The organism is Mesorhizobium sp. M4A.F.Ca.ET.090.04.2.1, assembly GCF_003999085.1.
Classification (GTDB): domain Bacteria; phylum Pseudomonadota; class Alphaproteobacteria; order Rhizobiales; family Rhizobiaceae; genus Mesorhizobium.
The window spans coordinates 1-18,133 of the sequence record NZ_RZOT01000002.1 but is presented as its reverse complement, the minus strand read 5'-3'; the positions used below and the strand labels follow the sequence as shown (position 1 = coordinate 18,133).

General features: G+C 57.7%; 13 protein-coding genes and 1 pseudogene. 4 read left to right on the top strand and 10 right to left on the bottom strand.

What is annotated here, in order from left to right; all coding sequences use genetic code 11:
- Positions 1–478 precede the first annotated feature (478 nt).
- Positions 479–1,390: a LysR substrate-binding domain-containing protein gene (locus EN781_RS00555; protein WP_127399661.1), complete on the top strand. Its 912-nt coding sequence runs from the start codon at positions 479–481 to the stop codon at positions 1,388–1,390.
- Here the strand turns inward: EN781_RS00555 and EN781_RS00550 are convergent.
- The 5 genes from EN781_RS00550 to EN781_RS00530 all read right to left on the bottom strand — a co-directional run bounded on the left by EN781_RS00550 (position 1,387) and on the right by EN781_RS00530 (position 7,251).
- Entirely contained in the window at positions 1,387–2,709 is a 1,323-nt protein-coding gene (locus EN781_RS00550) for an FAD-binding oxidoreductase (protein WP_127399660.1), read from the bottom strand. The genes EN781_RS00555 and EN781_RS00550 overlap by 4 nt on opposite strands.
- 12 nt (positions 2,710–2,721) lie before the next feature.
- Positions 2,722–4,248, bottom strand: coding sequence for an aldehyde dehydrogenase (locus EN781_RS00545; protein WP_127399659.1), 1,527 nt, complete (start codon positions 4,246–4,248; stop codon positions 2,722–2,724).
- Positions 4,226–5,170: a dihydrodipicolinate synthase family protein gene (locus EN781_RS00540; protein WP_127399658.1), complete on the bottom strand. Its 945-nt coding sequence runs from the start codon at positions 5,168–5,170 to the stop codon at positions 4,226–4,228. Before EN781_RS00540 ends, EN781_RS00545 begins: the two co-directional genes overlap by 23 nt.
- A gap of 195 nt (positions 5,171–5,365) precedes the next feature.
- Positions 5,366–6,361, bottom strand: coding sequence for a 2-oxoglutarate and iron-dependent oxygenase domain-containing protein (locus EN781_RS00535; RefSeq protein ID WP_127399657.1), 996 nt, complete (start codon positions 6,359–6,361; stop codon positions 5,366–5,368).
- A gap of 185 nt (positions 6,362–6,546) precedes the next feature.
- Complete coding sequence (locus tag EN781_RS00530; RefSeq protein WP_127399656.1) at positions 6,547–7,251, bottom strand: class I SAM-dependent methyltransferase; 705 nt, start codon at positions 7,249–7,251, stop codon at positions 6,547–6,549.
- 426 nt (positions 7,252–7,677) lie between these two features.
- Here EN781_RS00530 and EN781_RS00525 point away from each other — a divergent pair, with 426 nt between their 5' ends.
- Complete coding sequence (locus EN781_RS00525; RefSeq protein ID WP_127399655.1) at positions 7,678–8,907, top strand: acetyl-CoA carboxylase biotin carboxylase subunit family protein; 1,230 nt, start codon at positions 7,678–7,680, stop codon at positions 8,905–8,907.
- A gap of 363 nt (positions 8,908–9,270) precedes the next feature.
- Positions 9,271–10,466, top strand: a pseudogene (locus tag EN781_RS00520) (IS256 family transposase).
- A gap of 521 nt (positions 10,467–10,987) precedes the next feature.
- Here the strand turns inward: EN781_RS00520 and EN781_RS00515 are convergent.
- Positions 10,988–12,151, bottom strand: a complete 1,164-nt coding sequence (locus EN781_RS00515; RefSeq protein WP_127399654.1) for a M20 aminoacylase family protein — start codon at positions 12,149–12,151, stop codon at positions 10,988–10,990.
- A 475-nt stretch (positions 12,152–12,626) separates the two neighbouring features.
- On the opposite strand from EN781_RS00515, the gene EN781_RS34065 reads away from it, so the two are divergent.
- Entirely contained in the window at positions 12,627–12,767 is a 141-nt protein-coding gene (locus EN781_RS34065) for a hypothetical protein (protein ID WP_210213450.1), read from the top strand.
- A 978-nt stretch (positions 12,768–13,745) separates the two neighbouring features.
- Here the strand turns inward: EN781_RS34065 and EN781_RS00505 are convergent.
- The 4 genes from EN781_RS00505 to EN781_RS00490 all read right to left on the bottom strand — a co-directional run.
- A complete protein-coding gene (locus tag EN781_RS00505) occupies positions 13,746–15,152 on the bottom strand; it encodes an aminotransferase (RefSeq protein ID WP_127399653.1) in 1,407 nt (468 codons plus the stop codon).
- A 164-nt stretch (positions 15,153–15,316) separates the two neighbouring features.
- Positions 15,317–15,814 (bottom strand): Lrp/AsnC family transcriptional regulator, encoded by a 498-nt coding sequence (locus tag EN781_RS00500; protein WP_127399652.1) that lies wholly within the window; start codon positions 15,812–15,814, stop codon positions 15,317–15,319.
- Between the two features lie 387 nt (positions 15,815–16,201).
- Positions 16,202–17,746, bottom strand: a complete 1,545-nt coding sequence (locus EN781_RS00495) for a fumarate hydratase (RefSeq protein ID WP_127399651.1) — start codon at positions 17,744–17,746, stop codon at positions 16,202–16,204.
- 6 nt (positions 17,747–17,752) lie between these two features.
- Positions 17,753–18,133 (bottom strand): aldehyde dehydrogenase family protein (locus EN781_RS00490; protein WP_127399650.1); only part of this gene is annotated, 381 nt, incomplete at its 5' end.

Here is an 18,133-nt window from a genome sequence, read left to right as displayed (position 1 = left end):
GCGTGCCGAGACCAGCCTGATCGAGGTTGCCCGCAACCACACGAAAGCCCTTTCAACGAACTGCCTGGAGATAGCTTGCTCTATGCATCCCGCGGCGCTTGTTATCACCGCAGTTTCTTATCATTGCCAGTCACAGCTAAAGTCAACCTTTGAGAAAAGTTCCGCTCATAATCTCTGAAAGGACACCGAAGACTAGTGGGGCAGTCCTGCAAAAGTTCCACCTCATTGTTGAGTTGTCAGTCAGCGGCATCGCCACGGATTGTGCTACGCTACAGCGGTGTCGGACTTTGATCGGGCAGCGTCGCAGATCGCGAAGCATGGTTCGAGCAGTTTTACTAAGCTGCGGCGCAGCTGGGTTGGAATCGCGGCCATAATCGGCCGTAACGCAGACTATCAGCCGCAACCTGATTTCCAAAAGTACCGAGTGGCTTGATATATTTGTCGCGCGGCGCGATTGTCGAAGTATTTGGAGCTTAAGATGGTTCGCCGCTATTACGACCTGCCGTCCCTGACTGCTTTGGCTGTTTTTGAAGCGTCTGCCCGGCACCTGTCATTCAAATTGGCTGCTGCCGAACTGAACGTCACTCCTGGGGCTGTCAGCCGGCAGATCAAAGCGATCGAGGATGAGCTCGGTGTTCCGCTCTTCGCTCGGCTGGCAACCGGCGTGGCGCTGACAGGCGCCGGCGAAGACCTTTATGGCGCGTTGGCCAGCGGTTTTTCGCGGGCCGCAGATATCGTCCGAAATGTAAAGCGCGGCGACCGGGCGAAGAACGTCACTCTCGCCTGCTCTGATGCGTTCGCGTCGATGTGGTTGATCCCACGGATGCCGGACTTCTGGACGCGAAATCAGGTCATTGCCGTTGACCACCTGATTTCGGACAATCCTCGAGAATACCGGCGCGCCGAAGTCGAACTGCGTATCCGCTACGGGTTTGGATCGTGGTCGAATGAAGATGCTGAACTCCTTTTCGATGAAACAATCTACCCGGTATGCGGGCCTGGATTTGCAAGCAAGCATCGCGACGCAACAGCGGAGTCATTGGCCGACATTCCTTTGCTGCACGTTGACTGGGTGGATCCCGACTGGGCTGGCTGGGACGAGGTCTTGCGGCGCGCGGGAGTCTCGCATGGGCCGACCCGCGGTCGGCGCTTCGGCAAGTTCTTCGTGGCTCTCCAGGCCGCTCAAGCCGATCAAGGGGTGGCTGTTGGCTGGCACCGCCTTGTCAAGGCGCAGATCGAAGAAGGGAAACTCGTCAGACTGACGGATCTCGAGTTGCCCGCCCCTGGTAGCTATTATCTCACCTGGTATGAAAATCGCACACTGTCCCCTGCCGCGCAGAGCCTCCGTAGCTGGATCCGGGAAACGGCGGCGCAAGAACGAGAAAGCTAGAGCTCTCTGCCGGCCCGCTTCTGCATCGCCCACAGCTTCAACGGCACTCCGATCGACATCAGCGGTTCTGGATACAGCCGAACCGGGGTTGGCTCGCTCAGGGCGTCTGCAACCATCGGCTCGTCGCTGCCGGCGGCAAGATCGGCAGCCAGCATCCCATAGAGGGTAGCTTGCACCGTTCCAAGGCCATTGCAGCATCCGGCTACGAAGACCCTATCCTCAATTTCGCCGAATGCGGGCGCTGAATTGAGGGAGAGACACAAGTGGCCTCCCCAGCGAAATTCCATCGGTATTTCACCCAGCATAGGGAAGCGCGCCTGGAACGATCGGTCGTGCGCAGCGCCGATCCGACGGATCTGCTTCTCACTGGTGGACATATCCGGATTATAGGTGAAGGTGTTGCGGACGAGGATCCGGTTGCCGATCCTCCGGATAGTCGATCCCATCGGATCAGCCGGGATCAGGCCCCAGTTCGGTTCACCGCCCAGAAGCGCCTGTTCGGTCCTGGAGAGCGGCCTTGTCATGCTGGCGTACGTGAACACATGCAGCAGGCGTTTCCTGAAGAAGCCAAAGCTTTCAAGATGACCGTTGACCGTCAGTATCAGCCGCGGCGCGGTGATCTCGCCCCCGGCCGTCCTCACGGTATGCATTTTGCCGGTCTGCAGAGATGTGACCGGCGAATTTTCGAATATATGAATACCGCGGGCTAACCCTTGGGCGAGGCCGCGGATGAAGCCGGCCGGCTGTGCCATTACTGTTCCCGGCGTAAAGGTACCTCCGGCGAAGAAGTCGGTTCCGGTGATTTCCTTCAGCTGCAGCGCGTCGAGCCGCTCGAATGGCTCGCCTAATCCCGTCAGGTGCTCCTCGAACCCGCTCAGGGCAGAGAGACCGTGGCCGGTTGCCGCCCCATGAAATTTGCCGGCCCGAACAAAGAACTTCTGCAGACCGTACTCGTCTGCGGATGAAGCAGAGAATTCGATCGCGGCCCGGTTCAGGCGGATGCGCCGGCGGTCGCGGTCCTGGCTTCCGCCGTAGTGCTCACTGCCGAGTTCGTGCGGAAGATCGATCATGAAGCCGGAGTTGCGCCCGGCAGCACCCCAACCGATGCGCTGGGCGTCGACGACCGCAATGCGCTCGTCCGGCACCAGTTGGGACAGACGCCGCGCGGCCGCCAGACCAGCAAAGCCGGCTCCGACAATGAGCCAGTCTGCCTTGTGACGGCCGCGCAGCACCTCCGGTGCCTTGGGAGGCGGCAGAATACCGTACCAGCCGGACAGGGACGTGTCCGCAGGCGTGCGGACAGCCGCGTGGTCGGTCATCTTAGCGATCGGCTAGTCTACCGAACGCGAGACCTCAGGATCGGAGATGTCGGCCCAGATCGTCTTGAGTTCGGTATATTGGTCGTGGGCATGCAATGACTTGTCTCGTCCACCGAAGCCCGAAAGTTTGAAGCCACCGAAGGGTGTCGAGACGTCCCCTTCGCCGTAGCAATTGATTGTCACAGTTCCAGCGCGGATGTCCCGCGCGATACGATGTGCCTTGCCAAGATTGGCGGTAAAGATTGAGGCTGCTAGCCCATATTGCGTGTCGTTTGCGACCCGTACCGCTTCATCAGCGTTGGTGACCTTGATGACCGAAAGCACCGGCCCGAAAATCTCCTCTCGAGCGATAGCCATTTCGGGCGTGACATCATCGAATACAGTTGGCTCGATGAAATAGCCTTTGCCGTGCTTGTGGGCGTTCCCGCCCGTCACGATCCTGGCGCCTTCCGCCCGCCCCTTCTTGATGTAGCCCATAATGCGGTCGAACTGCTCCTTCGACACAATGGCGCCGAGCCGATTGCCTGGGTCCAATGGCTCGCCCAGAGGCCATTCCTTGAGCTTGTGGAGGACTGTTTCCACCAAACGGTCCTTGATCTTCTCGTGCACGATAAGGCGCGAATTGGACGAGCAGTTCTCGCCCATATTCCAGAAGACCGCCTGAGTGACATGCTGCGCTACGACATCGAGGTTCTCGGCGTCATCCAGAACGATGCAAGGGTTCTTCCCGCCGCATTCGAGCACGATGCGCTTGAGATTGGACCTGCCGGAATATTCCAGAAACTTCCGGCCGACGTCGGTTGATCCCGTGAATGCGACCATATCGATATCGGGATGCATGCCGAGTGCCTTGCCGGTGATCTCGCCCGGACCGGTGACGATCTGAAGGACGCCGGCGGGGATCCCCGCCTCATGCGCCAATTCGGCAATTCGCAATGTTGACATGTTGGTTTGCTCGGCCGGCTTGACGATGACAGAGTTGCCGGTCGCAAGAGCCGGTCCGATCTTCCAGGCCAGCATCAGGATCGGGAAGTTCCAAGGCAGAACGCAAGCGACCACGCCCAAAGGCTGGCGTACGATCATCGACACGACATCATCGCCAGAAGGCGACGTCTGGCCGTAGAGCTTGTCTGTGGCTTCCGCGTGCCACTCGAGGCAATGCAGGGCCTCAGGAATGTCTATGATTTCGACGTCATAGATCGGCTTGCCGCTTTCGAGCGTCTCAAGCACAGCAAGCTCATGAGCGTTTCGCTTCATCAATTTCACGAGCCGCCGCAGAACGCGCTTGCGCTCGCTCGGATGCGCACGCGACCAGACGCCTGATTCAAACGCCAGTCGCGCTTTTTCGACAGCGAAATCGACGTCGGCCTGGCCGCAGGAAGCGATCCTCGCGATGACCTGGCCTGTGGCGGGATTGATGGTCTCGAAAGTATCCCCAGATTGTGCTGCCCGCGCCTTACCATCAATCACTGCACTGGTCGGCAGTGGCAAGCTGTCCGCCAGGTTCTGGTACTCATTACGCGTTAATAGCGATGACATTCTCGGAAGCCCTCTTTTGGGATTTTGCAGTGATCGACGCGATGGCTGCTTTAAGGGTGCGGATCGTCGACTCAAGTTCCCGCTTCTGTTGGTCGTCGAGTGCCCGCATAGGCCGGCGCACGGGTCCAGCCGGTAATCCAGCCAACTCGCACGCGAACTTGATGCTCTGGACGAACTTGCCGCCCTGTTCGAGCAGCCTCATCAGAGGCAGAAGGGCCGACATGATCTGCCGTCCCTTAGTGAAGTCCCTCTCAATAACACACGCTTCGTATAGCGCGAGGTGCTCAGCCGGCAGGCAATTGCCAGCTCCGCAGACCCAACCCTTGGCGCCCCAGGCGAAGAATTCAAGCGCCTGATCGTCCATGCCGCAAAACAGGTCGATATGCGGATAGTCACGAGCCAAGGCGTGCAGCTGGTTCATACTGCCGCTGGATTCCTTGATGGCACAGAAGTTAGAACTGCGACCGACGCGGTCCAGGAACTCGAAATCCATCATCGTGCCGGTGCGCCCCGGATAGTTGTAAAGCATCACCGGCAGATTGGCGGCTTTGTCGATCGCAAGCGCATGGTTGGCCAGTTCGAGCTGCGTGGGCACAGCGTAGTACGGCGACCCGATCAGGATCCCGTCGCACTTCAGGTCCTTTGCAACCAGCGCATATTCGATGCAGTCTTCAGTGCGAATAGCGCCGACGCCTGCGATCAGGGGCATCTTCCCCTTCACCATGCTCCTGGCAAGCTTTAGCAGGCCGACACGCTCATCTCGTGACTGGGCGTAGTACTCGCCCGTGGTGCCACCGACAATGATACCATGGACGCCAGTCGCGACGAGGTGCTCGAGCGTTACGCAGAAGCCGTCACGGTCAATCGATCCATCGGCATGAAAGGGCGTTGTGACGGGCGGAATAACGCCTTTAAACGACATCTGCCTCGCTCCAATGTGGGCTACATGTCTACGGTTATATGCAAAGTGGTGACCAGCAACAGCAGAAATAAAGTCACCTGTCACAATACTTTTTTGCGACTCAGTTCTATGCGTGTAAGATTCGCTGCCATGAATTTGTAGCTCTCCGGGGGTCCGACAGGCAGTGTTAGGTGAGCAAGTAGCTGTCCGCCCTCATCACGCTTTGGCCAAGTGAGCGTAACTTGCTGCGAAACGCCGGAATTTATGTTCGCCGCAAATCACCGGCCCATAGCGAAGTGGGTTGCCGTCTGTGACACATGAGGCCAATGGTTCGATGATCGCATCGAAATCAGCGTCGATGAAGAAGGGGATCGAGTAACGCTCGCGCCCAGAGATATTCACTACGCGGTGGATGTTCGCCAAGTATACGCCGTTGGTGAGGCGCTGAATGAGGTCGCCAATGTTGATTATGAATGTGCCTCGGATCGGCGTGCCCTCTACCCATTCGCCGTCTCGGTTCATGACCTGAAGACCACCCACGTCGTCCTGCGACAGGATGGTCAGATTGCCGTAGTCGGTGTGGGCACCAATTCCGATGATGTCTTCGCTGACGTAGCCACTCTGCGGTGGGTAGTGGAGCAGGCGCTGAATGCTAATCGGGCTACGCATGAGGTCCTCGAAATAGCTTTCCGACAGGTCCAGACTGAGTGCGATGCCCTTTAATAGTTTTTTCCCGAGATCGACCATTGTCTGATGGTATCCGTAGGTCAATTCAGAGAATTCAGGCAGACTTGAGGGCCACTGGTTGGGCCCAAAAAACGGACCTTCCAGGGTCGGCCGTTCAGGGCCGAGATCAAAGCACTCTTTTAGGTCCTTCGTCTTGCACGGATCGGTGTTTTCCCCGAAGGGCTCGATGTATCCGCGAAGGGCCACATCGGAGTTGCTAATATGCAATATCATCTTACGCGATAAGGGCAGATCAAAGAAGCGACGGGTCACATCGAAAACCGACTCCACAGAATACTGCGGAATACCGTGGTTCTTCACATACATAAACCCAGCGTTTGACAGAGCCCAACGTATCTCTTTGGCTACCCTCTGCTTATTGCTACCATCGAGAAGCGGCGCAATGTCAACCACCGGGAGTTTGTCAAAATTTTCGCGCTTCGCGTGCAGCTTGTTGTCAAGTCTGACCATGAGATCTTTAGACATGAGTACGACACCTCTGTTTGCAGTCGCCCAAGAAATCCTGGCAGCGTGACGAAGCGTCATAGGCTACCGAGAGTTCTTCTGAGGAGACTCGCTAAACCCCAACCTCCTGCTAGGGAAATCCTAGCCTTCACTCTTTGTTGTCGCCTAGGGCTGCCAGTCTCGCCAGCGACGTTGCGGCAGCGCGGTCATGGCGCCTCCCTTGGGGCGCTGGCTTTTTCGAGCACCTGGAAAACCCAGTAGTGCGCGCCTTCTTCCGCGACGTACCGGGCGTTGTCTAGGCGCTGTGTCGGAACAAGGATGCCCACATCCTGTAGGCGTCGCACCTCATCTTCAAAGGATGCGGCCTCCACATAACTCTTTCGGGTACTTGCGACGACAAATCCGTTCGGGCGCGTGACACGAGCCAGTTCGCGCAATCCCTCCGGTCGAACATGCCCATGCGTGAAAGCGCCGCAGCACACCGAGACATCATAGCTCGCGCTGGGGTAGTCCGAGAGCGGCCTGTTAAGATCGACACCGCCTCGGACTTGGCGGTAGACTCGGGTTTGCCGGGCCCGCTCGGCCATCTCCTCGGAGAGGTCGATCCCGTCGATCAATCTGAACCCGAGGCGTTCCAATTCCGCGCCGAGGAGGCCCGTTCCGCAGCCGGCGTCGAGGATTGCGATGTCAGCGCGCTCAGTGGCCAAATAGGCCGTCTGCACGGCACCAGCCAGCTCAGCTACGATCTTTGGCCCGCAGTACCCGTCACGGCCGACATCAAGATCGTACGAAATGGCCCATTCGCGATAGAAGTGGCCCAAGCGAATGACGTCGCCGTCTAGGGTGTGGGAATCCTTAATGCGCCTTCGTGCGGCTTGATCCAGTGCCGTCTGCTGCTCGAGCGTGTTCATGAAAGTTCTCCGTGTAGAGGCAGGTTGTCATCGGCGCGCCGGTCGGTACCTGCTGCCGTCTTATAATGAGGCTTCAAAACTCGTGCCGATTGGCCGAACGACGCGAAGAAAAAATTCCCGACAGTTTTTCAACTGGTTGGCCGGTGCAACACAAGCACTTGCCTACACAAGCCTGTGTCGCGAGCACGACAAAACCGAAGAATTGTCCGCAGTCCTCCGCTGACCGCCATCATCGATGAGGTTGTGTGCCACACGGCTGGTGCCAAGTGGTTGAAACATACCGTTCAACTAAGTTTACAGGATCTTTGCGATCGCCGAGTCCTGACGATGGTACTTTCACCGCAACGTTCTAGGTCAGGCACGATACAAAGCTGATGCCTAATTACGGTGATCCTGCACAGCACACAACGTCGGAGTCACAAGCCCATGGCAAGAAAAGCGCTTATTCTGGTTGGGGGACATAGGGGTAATGGTCCGCTGCACGTCCAAGCGGCTCAGCGTCTTGGTCTTGACCCAATTTCCCTGGTCGCTAATCCGGCTCAGTACAACTATCTTGCGGGGCTTAAGGCAATCTGTGCGGATACAGACAATCTCGATGTATTGATCCGGGAATGTTCCCAGCTGCGTGCTACGCACGACATTGCCGGCATTACCGGCTTTGCGGGCGACGACGAGGCAATCCCAGCGACCATTGGCAAGCTCTGCAGGCACTTCGATCTGCCGGGCCCGAACCCCGAGTCGATCGAACGATGTTCCGATAAATTTGCTCAACGTGAGGTTCTCGCGGAGGCTGGAGTTTCAGTGCCAGCTTATCGGGTAGCAGCGAATGGAAATGAGGTCGAGAGCTTTGCCGCTGAGATCGGCCTGCCTCTAGTTCTTAAGCCAGCCTTGGGCAGCGGCAGCGTCGGTGTGCGATTGTGCCGCAATCTCGATGAGTTAGCCGAACATACGACCCATCTTTTGGGCGGGAAGCACAAATGGCGATCTTCCCCACGCGTACTCGTTGAAGAATTCGCACAAGGCCCACACTATACCATTGACATAATGGGCAACGAGATCATCGGGATCGCCCTTCTTGATTTCGGCGGTCCACCGCATTTCGTCTATCGTGAGTGCACCTATCCCGCCGTGCTGACTGATGACGAGCATGAAAGTATCGCTGATGTTTCCCAGAGTTGTTTGCGAGCTCTCGGACTTGGCTGGGGACCAACTAACATTGAACTTCGGTGGACGAAGCGTGGCCCAGTCATTATTGAAGTCAACCCGCGTCTTCCTGGATCGCCTAGTCCTGAACTGGTTCAGCTCGCTTATGGTGTCGATCTCGTGGCAGAGCACATTAAACTTGTAATCGGCGGCGAATGGAATTTGCGCCGAAGGCATTTGCAGACTGCGACTGCGCGGTTTCTTGTTCCTGATTGCGATGGCACCTTTGAGGGAACCGACGGCAACAGTCGCGCCGCTGCTCTACCTGGAGTCGCTGAGGTCAAGTTCTATATTGGACCCAAGACGCCGATCGTCAGGAAAGGTGATTACCGAGACTGTATCGGACATGTCATCGCCGCTTCATCCTGCCCTGCTGAGACGGAGGAGATACTTCAGCGTGCCGTCGAGCAAATCGATTTGTCGATCACACCATTTCCGAACCTCAGCAACTAGCCAGTCTGCAGCCAATCGCCGGCCATGGATATTTTGAACTGCAGATCTGACGGCGAGCGGGTCCGTCCATCAACCGTGGTAAGCTGCTCAAGAAGCTTTGCCAACGTCCACTTGATGGACCAGAGCCCGCGTCGCGGCCCAACAAGCAAAGGTTGCCGTCTGTCGGCGAGAGCAGTGCCTGTGCGGAAAGTTTCTGGTCCCCTCATCCTACAGGACATCCGGTAGGAGGTGGATCCTTCGGACCAGGCGGAGTGCCGGCGGACGACCCGGAACGCCATCCGGGTCGTGTGCTGATTTCTGCAAATTCGCTGAGAGGGCGGTCATGGCATTCAACGTCACCGATTCCTTTGAAGGAACGCCACCATGACCAAGACTGAAGATAAATCCGCCATAGCCGCCGTCAAAGACATCCTGCTTTCGAACCCGGATCGATTGCACGAGGTGATCCGCGCGGTGATGCAGGAGGTGCTCGAGGCCGAGATGGACGAGGTGCTGGGTGCTTCGAAGAGCGAGCGCACGCCGGAGCGTCTCGGCTATCACTTGGGCTACTATGGCCGTACCCTTGTCACGCGGGTCGGCAAGCTTGAGCTGCGGGTTCCGCAGGACCGGGCGGGCCGCTTCTCGACCGAACTTACGAGCGTTACCAGCGTTCCGAGCGGGCCTTGGTGGCCACGCTTGCGGAGATGTATGTGCAGGGCGTGTCGACCCGGAAGGTCAAGGCGATTACCGAAGAGCTGTGCGGCCATGCGTTCTCGGCCTCGTCGATCTCGGCCATCAACAAGCGGCTGGACGAGAGCCTGAAGGCCTTTGCCGAGCGCCCGCTTCAGGAGCCCTTTGCCTATCTCATCCTCGATGCCCGCTACGAGAAGGTGCGCGAGGCCGGCATCGTCACGAGCCAGGCGGTGCTGATCGCGGTCGGCATCGACTGGGACGGGCGGCGCCAGATCCTGGCAGTGGAAATGGCCAATCGCGAAAGCCGCTCGGCCTGGAGGGATTTCCTCGTCGCGCTGAAGGCGCGCGGCCTCAAGGGCGTCGAGCTGGTTGTCTCTGACGACCATGCCGGCCTGGTCGCGGCGATCGGCGAGGTGATCCCCGAAGCCGCCTGGCAGCGCTGCTACGTGCACTTCCTCAGGAACGCGCTCGATCACCTGCCGAGAAAGCACGGCGACGATTGCCTGCAGGAGTTGCGCTGGCTCTACGACCGGCGCGATCTCGCCGAGGCCAAGGCCGATCTCGCCGCATGGCTTGCCAAATGGTCGGGCCGCTGTCCGCGACTGACGAGCTGGGTAGAGGAGACCATCGAATGCACGCTGACCTTCTTTTGCCTGCCGCGCCAGCACCACAAGCACCTGAAGTCCACCAACATGCTGGAACGCCTCAACGAGGAAATCCGCCGGCGCGCCTATGTCGTGCGCATCTTCCCGAACGCCGAAAGCTGCCTGCGCCGGGTCAGGGCGCTGGTCGTCGAGACCAACGAAAACTAGATGGAGGCCAACCGCTACATCAACATGGACGATCTACGCGAACACAAGAAAGTTGCACTGCGTCAAGCCGCATGACCACCACTATGGCCGCCCCTTTTTGCAGAACTTGCCATCTAGCGGCCCTGGATCCAGTCGGGCGGCCCAGGCGAGGCGTGGCCCGGATTGCCGAGCTTGGGGCGTGCCATGTTCATCGCCATTTTGCTATGGGGGAAGAGACAGTTTTCACAGGCGGCGCTTTTAACTGAGCTAAAAACGATTGCTTCGTCCGTTGCTCAATCATGAGTCCAGCTGGCGGCCCTGCGGACCCCCCCGCACCAAGCCAAGCAGGTCACGATGCTCTTCAAGCCATTGCGACATCGCCTTCAACTCGTGGCTGATCTCGTCTCTGGGGAAATATCGTATGCTGGCTGGACGTGCGTTCTTGGCGCATTGTCGGCCCCGGCGATGGCGTGCTTTGGAACCCGCCGCGCCTCGTTCGCGCAAAGCCGAGACCCGTAAACAACAGCAACGGTTTCCTTATGGACGCAAACCAGCCTAGGTAGACTAACATGAAGACGGTCTCAGCGTCCATGGTTTGGTAGCGCCGTGCGCCAATGTTACGCAGCCAGCGCGGTCTCCACCACCTTAACCCAAAATCCGACGCCGTAGGGTATGGCTTCGTCGTTGAAATCAAATGCCGGATGATGCCAGGTAGCGCTTGATCCATTGCCCAAGAATACGTAAGAGCCCGGCCGTGCTTCCAGCATATAAGAAAAATCCTCGGATCCCATGTTGGCTGGCAACTTGTCGTCCACGGCTTCAGGGCCAACCAGAATGCCTGCTGCCTTGAGCGCTAGATTGGTCTCGTCAGTGGAGTTGATGGTGACGGGCTCGAATCGCCGGTATTTGAAATCAACATCCCCGCCAAATCCTCGTGCGATGCCTTGGGCGGCTGCGCGTATATGTTGTTCCGCGAAGTCCCGCAGGTGAGGCGCAAAAGCCCGGACGGTGCCGGCCAATTCAACGCGATCAGGAATAATGTTGTAAGCCGTTCCCGCATTTAGTTTGGTGATGGAGATGACGAGTGACTCTAGCGCGTCTGTGCTGCGAGAGACCAAAGTCTGCAGGCCAAGGACGATCTGCGCTGCAATGACAATAGGATCGACGCATTTATGAGGCTCGCTTGGATGACCACCTCTACCTTTAACGACTACGTCAAACTCATCGAGCGCAGCCAACAGTGGGCCATAGCGAGTGCTGAACTTGCCCACGGCCAAATCTGGCGCACAGTGCAGACCGAAAACCTGGGAGATGCCGAAACGGTCCATGATCCCTTCCTGGACCATCCTTTGGCCACCCATTCCATCTTCTTCCGCGGGCTGAAAGATAAGAGCGACGGTACCCTTGAAGTTGCGTGTACTTGCAAGGTGCTTGGCTGCTCCTAGCAGCATGGCCGTGTGGCCATCATGGCCGCATGCATGCATCTTCCCCGGTATTGTCGACGACCAGGGTTTGTTTGATGCTTCGAGAATCGGAAGGGCATCCATATCGGCTCTGAGTGCAATCGTCGGCCCATCCCCGCCTTCGCCTTGGATCAACGCAACGATCCCGGTTTCAGCTATTCCTGTTTCTATGTGATTTATGCCGAACGAAGCTAGTTTCTCGGTTACGAATCTCGCTGTGTTGTGTAGCTGGTAACCGAGTTCGGGATGTTGGTGGAGGTAGCGCCGCCACTCAGTTACCTCGACCTGCAATTCTCGGAAAGTTTCTACGCTGCTCATCTGGAATCCCAAATTATCACGTCTTCATCGAACTCAAGGATGAACCAGCGAGCGGCTTTGGGTCAAATCCAGTTCATGTATTGAAGCCATCTGAGAATGAGATGGATCCACACTCGTGTGTGACAGATCATCCGGATTGCACCGCCGAGAGCGAGCGCCTTGGGTCCTTGAGAAGCCGGCTTTCTTCGAGAAGATCGGGTGGATCGGCGACAGGAGCGGGCCGAGAACGCAGATCGATCTTCCTTGGGACGCACGTGGCGGATTTTTGGCGACTGGCTGGTGGTCAGGCCTGCAAAACATGGACGGCGGGAGGCAGGACCTGTGTGTTGTTCCGGAAGGAGGCCGAGAGGATCCTGGTCGTCCCTTTCGGGACAGGCCGCGGCATGGCTCGGCCCCTTCCCACCGGTGAACCATCAACCTGAACAGTTGCACCGACTGTCATAAGCAGACCCGCACCACAGGAAGAGGCGTGGACATGAACGGCAGAGCTATGTCGGCTGCGACATCTGCAAGCAGTGGCTCGATTTTTTTTGATGAGGCAAGCGGTCGTTGCCAGCGCATCGAAAATCAGGTCGATGCGATCGCTGCCTATCCGGCAGGCCTTCACCCTGGCTGACTTCGTTGTCATGGAAGCGACAGGGGTCCATGACCGACTGCTGCATCATCGCCAAGGCAGCCGTTGCGTCGGCGCGGTCGCCAAGCCTGACCCTCTCGACGCCAAGGTGTTGAGCGGCTATGGCTATCACCCTAAAGCCGAGCCGGCGCCGCGCGAAGAAGGCGAAACAGCTTCAATCACTTGCCCGTCACAGTGGCCAACTGATCGATATCCAGGGCAAGATTGAAGAATTATCGCGGCGAAGCCTTCGACGAGATTGTCATCGCCGAACTCGAAGAGCTGATCGCCGCCTTCAACGCACGCATTAGGCGCTCGAGAGCCGGATCGCCGAAGCCATTCGTCGAGCCGAGGCAATTCCCGGGACCACGCGCTGATGGTCTCCGTGCCCGGTGTCTCCATGGTCACCGCGTTCTCTCTGCTGGCGCACATGCCCGAGCTCGGCTAGCGTTCACCCAACTCGATCGCAGCACTCGCCGGCCTTGCTCCCTCCGACAACAAGAGCGGCAACCTCAATCATAGATGCCAGATTGCGGCCGATCGCGCGGTCCGCCGTGCTCTCTACATGGCAGCACTTGGCGCCAGCCGCGCCTGTGATCGCTCAGAGCTTTCTACAGCGCCATTACGAGTTGCTGATCCGCCAAAGACCGCTGCGGTGAAAGTTTGGCGGGTATCCGTCTGAGTTTGGCTTCATTCGCCCCAGGGAATTGCCAAGGATCCGGAAACGGATAGACTTGGCGCCCTGGATGATAGCGTCCCGGCGGTTACCCGCGGCGACGCTCCTCGTCAGATTCTGGCTATGGCGAAAGAAACCAGAGCCCTTGCTAGGAGGTGCCACAACCTGGTCGAGTCCCCGCGGGGACATGCACCTTCGCTCATGAACAGAAGCGGCACCACGGCAGGCGAATGCCCGTCAGACGCGTTCAAGCGAACGCTTGGGATTTGACTGGTTGCCCGCAGCAAATCCAAGGGCCGTCATGATCATACCGCGCCCTCGGCCTTAAGCGCGCGATATGTTGTGTCGACTGACTTCGCGGTCGCATCGACAATGATGTCGATCTCTTTTCGAGTAATGATCAGTGGTGGGGCAAATCCGAGAATATCGCCATGCGGCATAGCCCGGCCGATGACACCATTCTCAAACAGAGCAGCGGCGGCGCGCACGCCGACCTGAAGCCTGGATTCGAACGGTACCCGTCCTTTAGGATCCCGCATCAGCTCCACAGCGGACAGAACGCCGACGCCGCGAACCTCGCCAACGATGGGATGTTCCTCCAGTTCGGCTTTCATGCGGGCATGCCAGTAGGGTCCGACATCCCGAACATGTTCCAAGATATTCCTTTCTTTTATCAATTTAACATTGGCGAGCGCGGCTGCCGCGCAAAGCGTGTGACCGGAATATGTCCAGCCGTGGCCGAGTGGGCCGTGCTTCTCCGTTCCTTGTTCCAAGACCGTCCAGACGCGGTCGCCGATAATTGACCCGGAGATGGGTAGGTAGGCAGAGCTCAAGCCTTTGGCAATGGTAACAAAATCCGGACGCATGCCATACAGGTGAGAGCCGAATTTTTCACCGGTTCGCGCGAAGCCGCAGACCACTTCATCAGCGATCAGAAGAATGTCGTACTTGTCGAGGATCGCCTGAATGGCCGTCCAGTATCCGTTTGAGGGCGGAACGATGCCGCCGGTCCCAAGTACCGGCTCTCCGATGAAAGCTGCAACCGTCTCTGCGCCTTCGGCGAGGATCAACGCCTCAAGTTCATCGGCACAGCGCTTAGAGAATGCTTCCTGGCTTTCGCCATCACGCGCTTGGCGGTAATGGTGCGGCGTCGTCGTATGGCGCACCAAATCCAGAGGCAGGTCGAAGAAATCGTGAAAAAAGGGTAGGCCTGTCAGGCTACCGGTGACCAGCCCGGACCCGTGATATCCGCGATGCCGCGAGATGATCTTCTTTTTCTCAGGGCGCCCGAGAATGTTGTTGTAGTACCAGACCAGCTTGATGTTGGTTTCGTTGGCGTCGGAGCCGGAAAGGCCGAAAAAGACCCTCCGCATGTTCTGACCGAAATAATCGACCACGGCCTCTGCCAGGAGGGCGACTGGCTCGGTGCCCTGGCTCGCGTAGACATGGGCGAACGGCAGCTCGTGCGCTTGCTTTGCGATGGCATCGGCTATCTCCGTGCAACCGTATCCCATATTGACGCAGTAGAGCCCTCCGAAGCCATCTAGGCTCTTTCGCCCTTCCGTATCCCAAATGTACACGCCTTCCGCTCCGGCCATGATCCGGTTTGGCGTCTCGCCGCGGCTGTGCTTGGCCAAATGCGTAGACGGATGAAAGACGAAGCTTCGATCCTTCTCCCGGAGTTGCTCGGTTCCCAAATTGCTTAAGGTCATCGTCCTCTCCCAGTCTGCGATCAGTCAGCAGGGCGGACCCTGTCGCCCTTGTAGAAACCAAACAATAATAGCAAACACCTGTTGAGTTTCGCGGAAATGAACAGGTTTAGCCGAGATATTAACGGAATCGAGGCCAATCGCCGTGAAAACCACGCCTTGACGTTTTATCGTTGCCTTATTGCCGACAAGGGGATCGGTGAATTGGTTTTCACTGGTTTCGTCACGACAAGGCTGTAGTATTGATCGATCCCGAAGCCTGACTGCAACAGTCTCTCCATGAAATCCTGATATGCGACCATAGAAGGAGACGAAACGCGCATCAGATAATCGATCCTCCCACCGATAGCCCAGCAGTCCAGGATTTCCGGAATGTCTTGGACCGCAGCTTCGAAATGTCGTTGGTCCTCAAGACGGTGGCGATCTAGTACCACCTCTACCATCACAAAAATAACCCCCCCGACGAGGGCGGGACTCAATCGCGCGTAGAACCCCTCAATGATCCCTGCGGCCTGAAGTAAACGGAGCCGGTCCGAACAAGCCGAAGGCGAAAGGTGAACACGCTTTGCGAGCTTGCTTTTCGAGATGCGACCATCTGACTGGAGCTCCAAGAGAATCCGAACATCCCAAGCGTCCAGTCGCACAGGATCGTGCTTAGACTTCATGACCTTTCTCTCAAGCCGCGTTGGACAGCGTAAGCAGTGCCAACACAATGTATTAATTGAAGAGGGCGAATGTAGTGAAAGTCATCCATCCTTGGCTCGCGCCGCGTCAGTGTGTGAGGTCATCAGTTGCGAACGACGCATTTCTAGAGGATATTTCCTTTCGGCGACGTCCTCTTCATAAATCGCAAAGACATAGCGCATCTTTGGCCTCTCCGGTGCTTGACTTGGCTGGCACCCTCAACAGCATCAGCATCGAACGCGTGACGGCGAATTCGGTTTGGAACTTAACTGGCTCGCCCCAGTAGAGCTGAACCATAAAATGCAGCTTGTCGTCATGCGACACAAAATCCGTGCGGGAGGCTGGCGTAAATCGCCCAACGGAAAGACTCAAACGCCGATGTTGCGTGCGATGCTGTCTGCCGCCATACGCTTACGCCATTCAAGAGGCCCGGAATTGTGAATGGAGTTTCCCTCAACATCGACGGCCATGATAACGGGCATGTCCTGCACATCGAATTCATAGATGGCTTCCATGCCCAGGTCTTCAAAGGCAACGATCCGCGCCGCCTTAATCGATTTTGAAATCAGGTACGCAGCGCCACCCACTGCAGCAAGATAGGGCGTTTTGTGTCTTACAATCGACTCGATGGCCGCCGGTCCCCTTTCCGCTTTGCCCACCATCGCGAAAAGGCCGGTTTCGGCGAGCACCTTGTCCGTAAAATCGTCCAAGCGGCTGGAGGTTGTTGGACCAGCAGGTCCAACGACCTCATTCCTCACAGCCCGGACGGGCCCGACGTAGTAGATCACGCGTCCCCGCAGATCGACCGGAAGCGGCTTGCCGGCATCGAGCAGCTCGATCATTCGTTTGTGGGCAGCGTCACGGCCCGTCAGTATCTTTCCAGACAGCAGGAGCGTTTCACCGCAGCGCCACGATGCCGTCTCTTCGTTCGTGAGGGAATCTAAATTGACCCGCCGGACGCCGGCTGGGTTCAATTCGTCGGCTCCGATGTCGGGCCATTCGCGCAAATCGGGCGGCTGGAGGCTGATGGGTCCAGAGCCGTCCAAAGTAAACTTCAGGTGCCGGTTGGCGGCGCATTGCGGGATGAGCGCCACGGGCTTGGAAGCCGCATGAGTAGGATAGGTCGCAACCTTGACGTCAACGACTGTTGTCAGACCACCAAGCCCTTGGGCGCCGATGCCAAGCGCGTTGATGCGCTCATAAAGCTCAATCCGCAGTCCCTCTTCTGGGCTTATCGCCCCCCTTGCGATCAGTTCCGCCATATCGATGGGCTCGTTCATGGCTTCCTTGGCCAGCAGCATCGCCTTTTCAGCGCTACCACCGATGCCGACAGAGATCAGTCCAGGTGGACACCACCCGCTGCCAAGCGTCGAAACGGTATTGACCACCCAGTCGGAAACGGAGGCGCTGGGATTGAGAGTGGTAAAACGTGCCTTGTTCTCCGACCCGCCGCCTTTCGCGGCGATGGTGATCTCAATCTGGTTACCTTGCACCAAGTCGACATGGACAACTGCCGGCGTGTTGTCGCGGGTGTTGACCCGTCTAGCGAGGGGATCCGCAACGATCGATACCCGAAGGGGATTGTCCGGATCGAGATAGGCTTGACGTACGCCCTCATTCACAAGATCAGCGAAACTGGCCGTTGACTTGATGCGGGCGTCCATGCCGACCTTTGCGAAGACCACCACAAGCCCGGTGTCCTGACAGATCGGGCGCCGACCAAAGGCCGCCATGCGGGAGTTCAGCAGAATCTGACCTATGGCATTCTTCGCCGACGGGCTCTGTTCTCGCGTGTATGCTTCAGAAAGAGACCGGATATAATCTGGCGGATGATAGTACGAGATGTACTGAAGGGCGTCGGCGACACTCCTTGTGATGTCGCTACCGGAGATGGTCCGTGTTCTATTTCCCACCGGATTTCATCCAAATGAACCGAGGCCGTTGACCATTTTCAGAATCTGGAAGCTTCGCACCCCCTGCTCGCCGCCTTCATATCCATAGCCGCTTTGCTTGACTCCTCCATAAGGGGCATCAGCGGAAACCCCTTTCAGGTAATTCACACTAACAGCGCCCGCAGAAAGACCGCTCACAAGCCTCTGTTGCGTATCGGCCGCGCCAGTAAACAAGTAGGCGGCCAGACCGTACTCCGTGGCGTTGGCTTCATCGATCGCCTCTTCGATCGTATCGAAAGGAGCCACAGTGAGTATCGGTCCGAACGGCTCTTCATGAAGCACTCTAGCTTCCTTCGGTACGCCCGTTAAAATGGTTGGAGGCCAGTAAAACCCCGGTCGGTCAAGGGG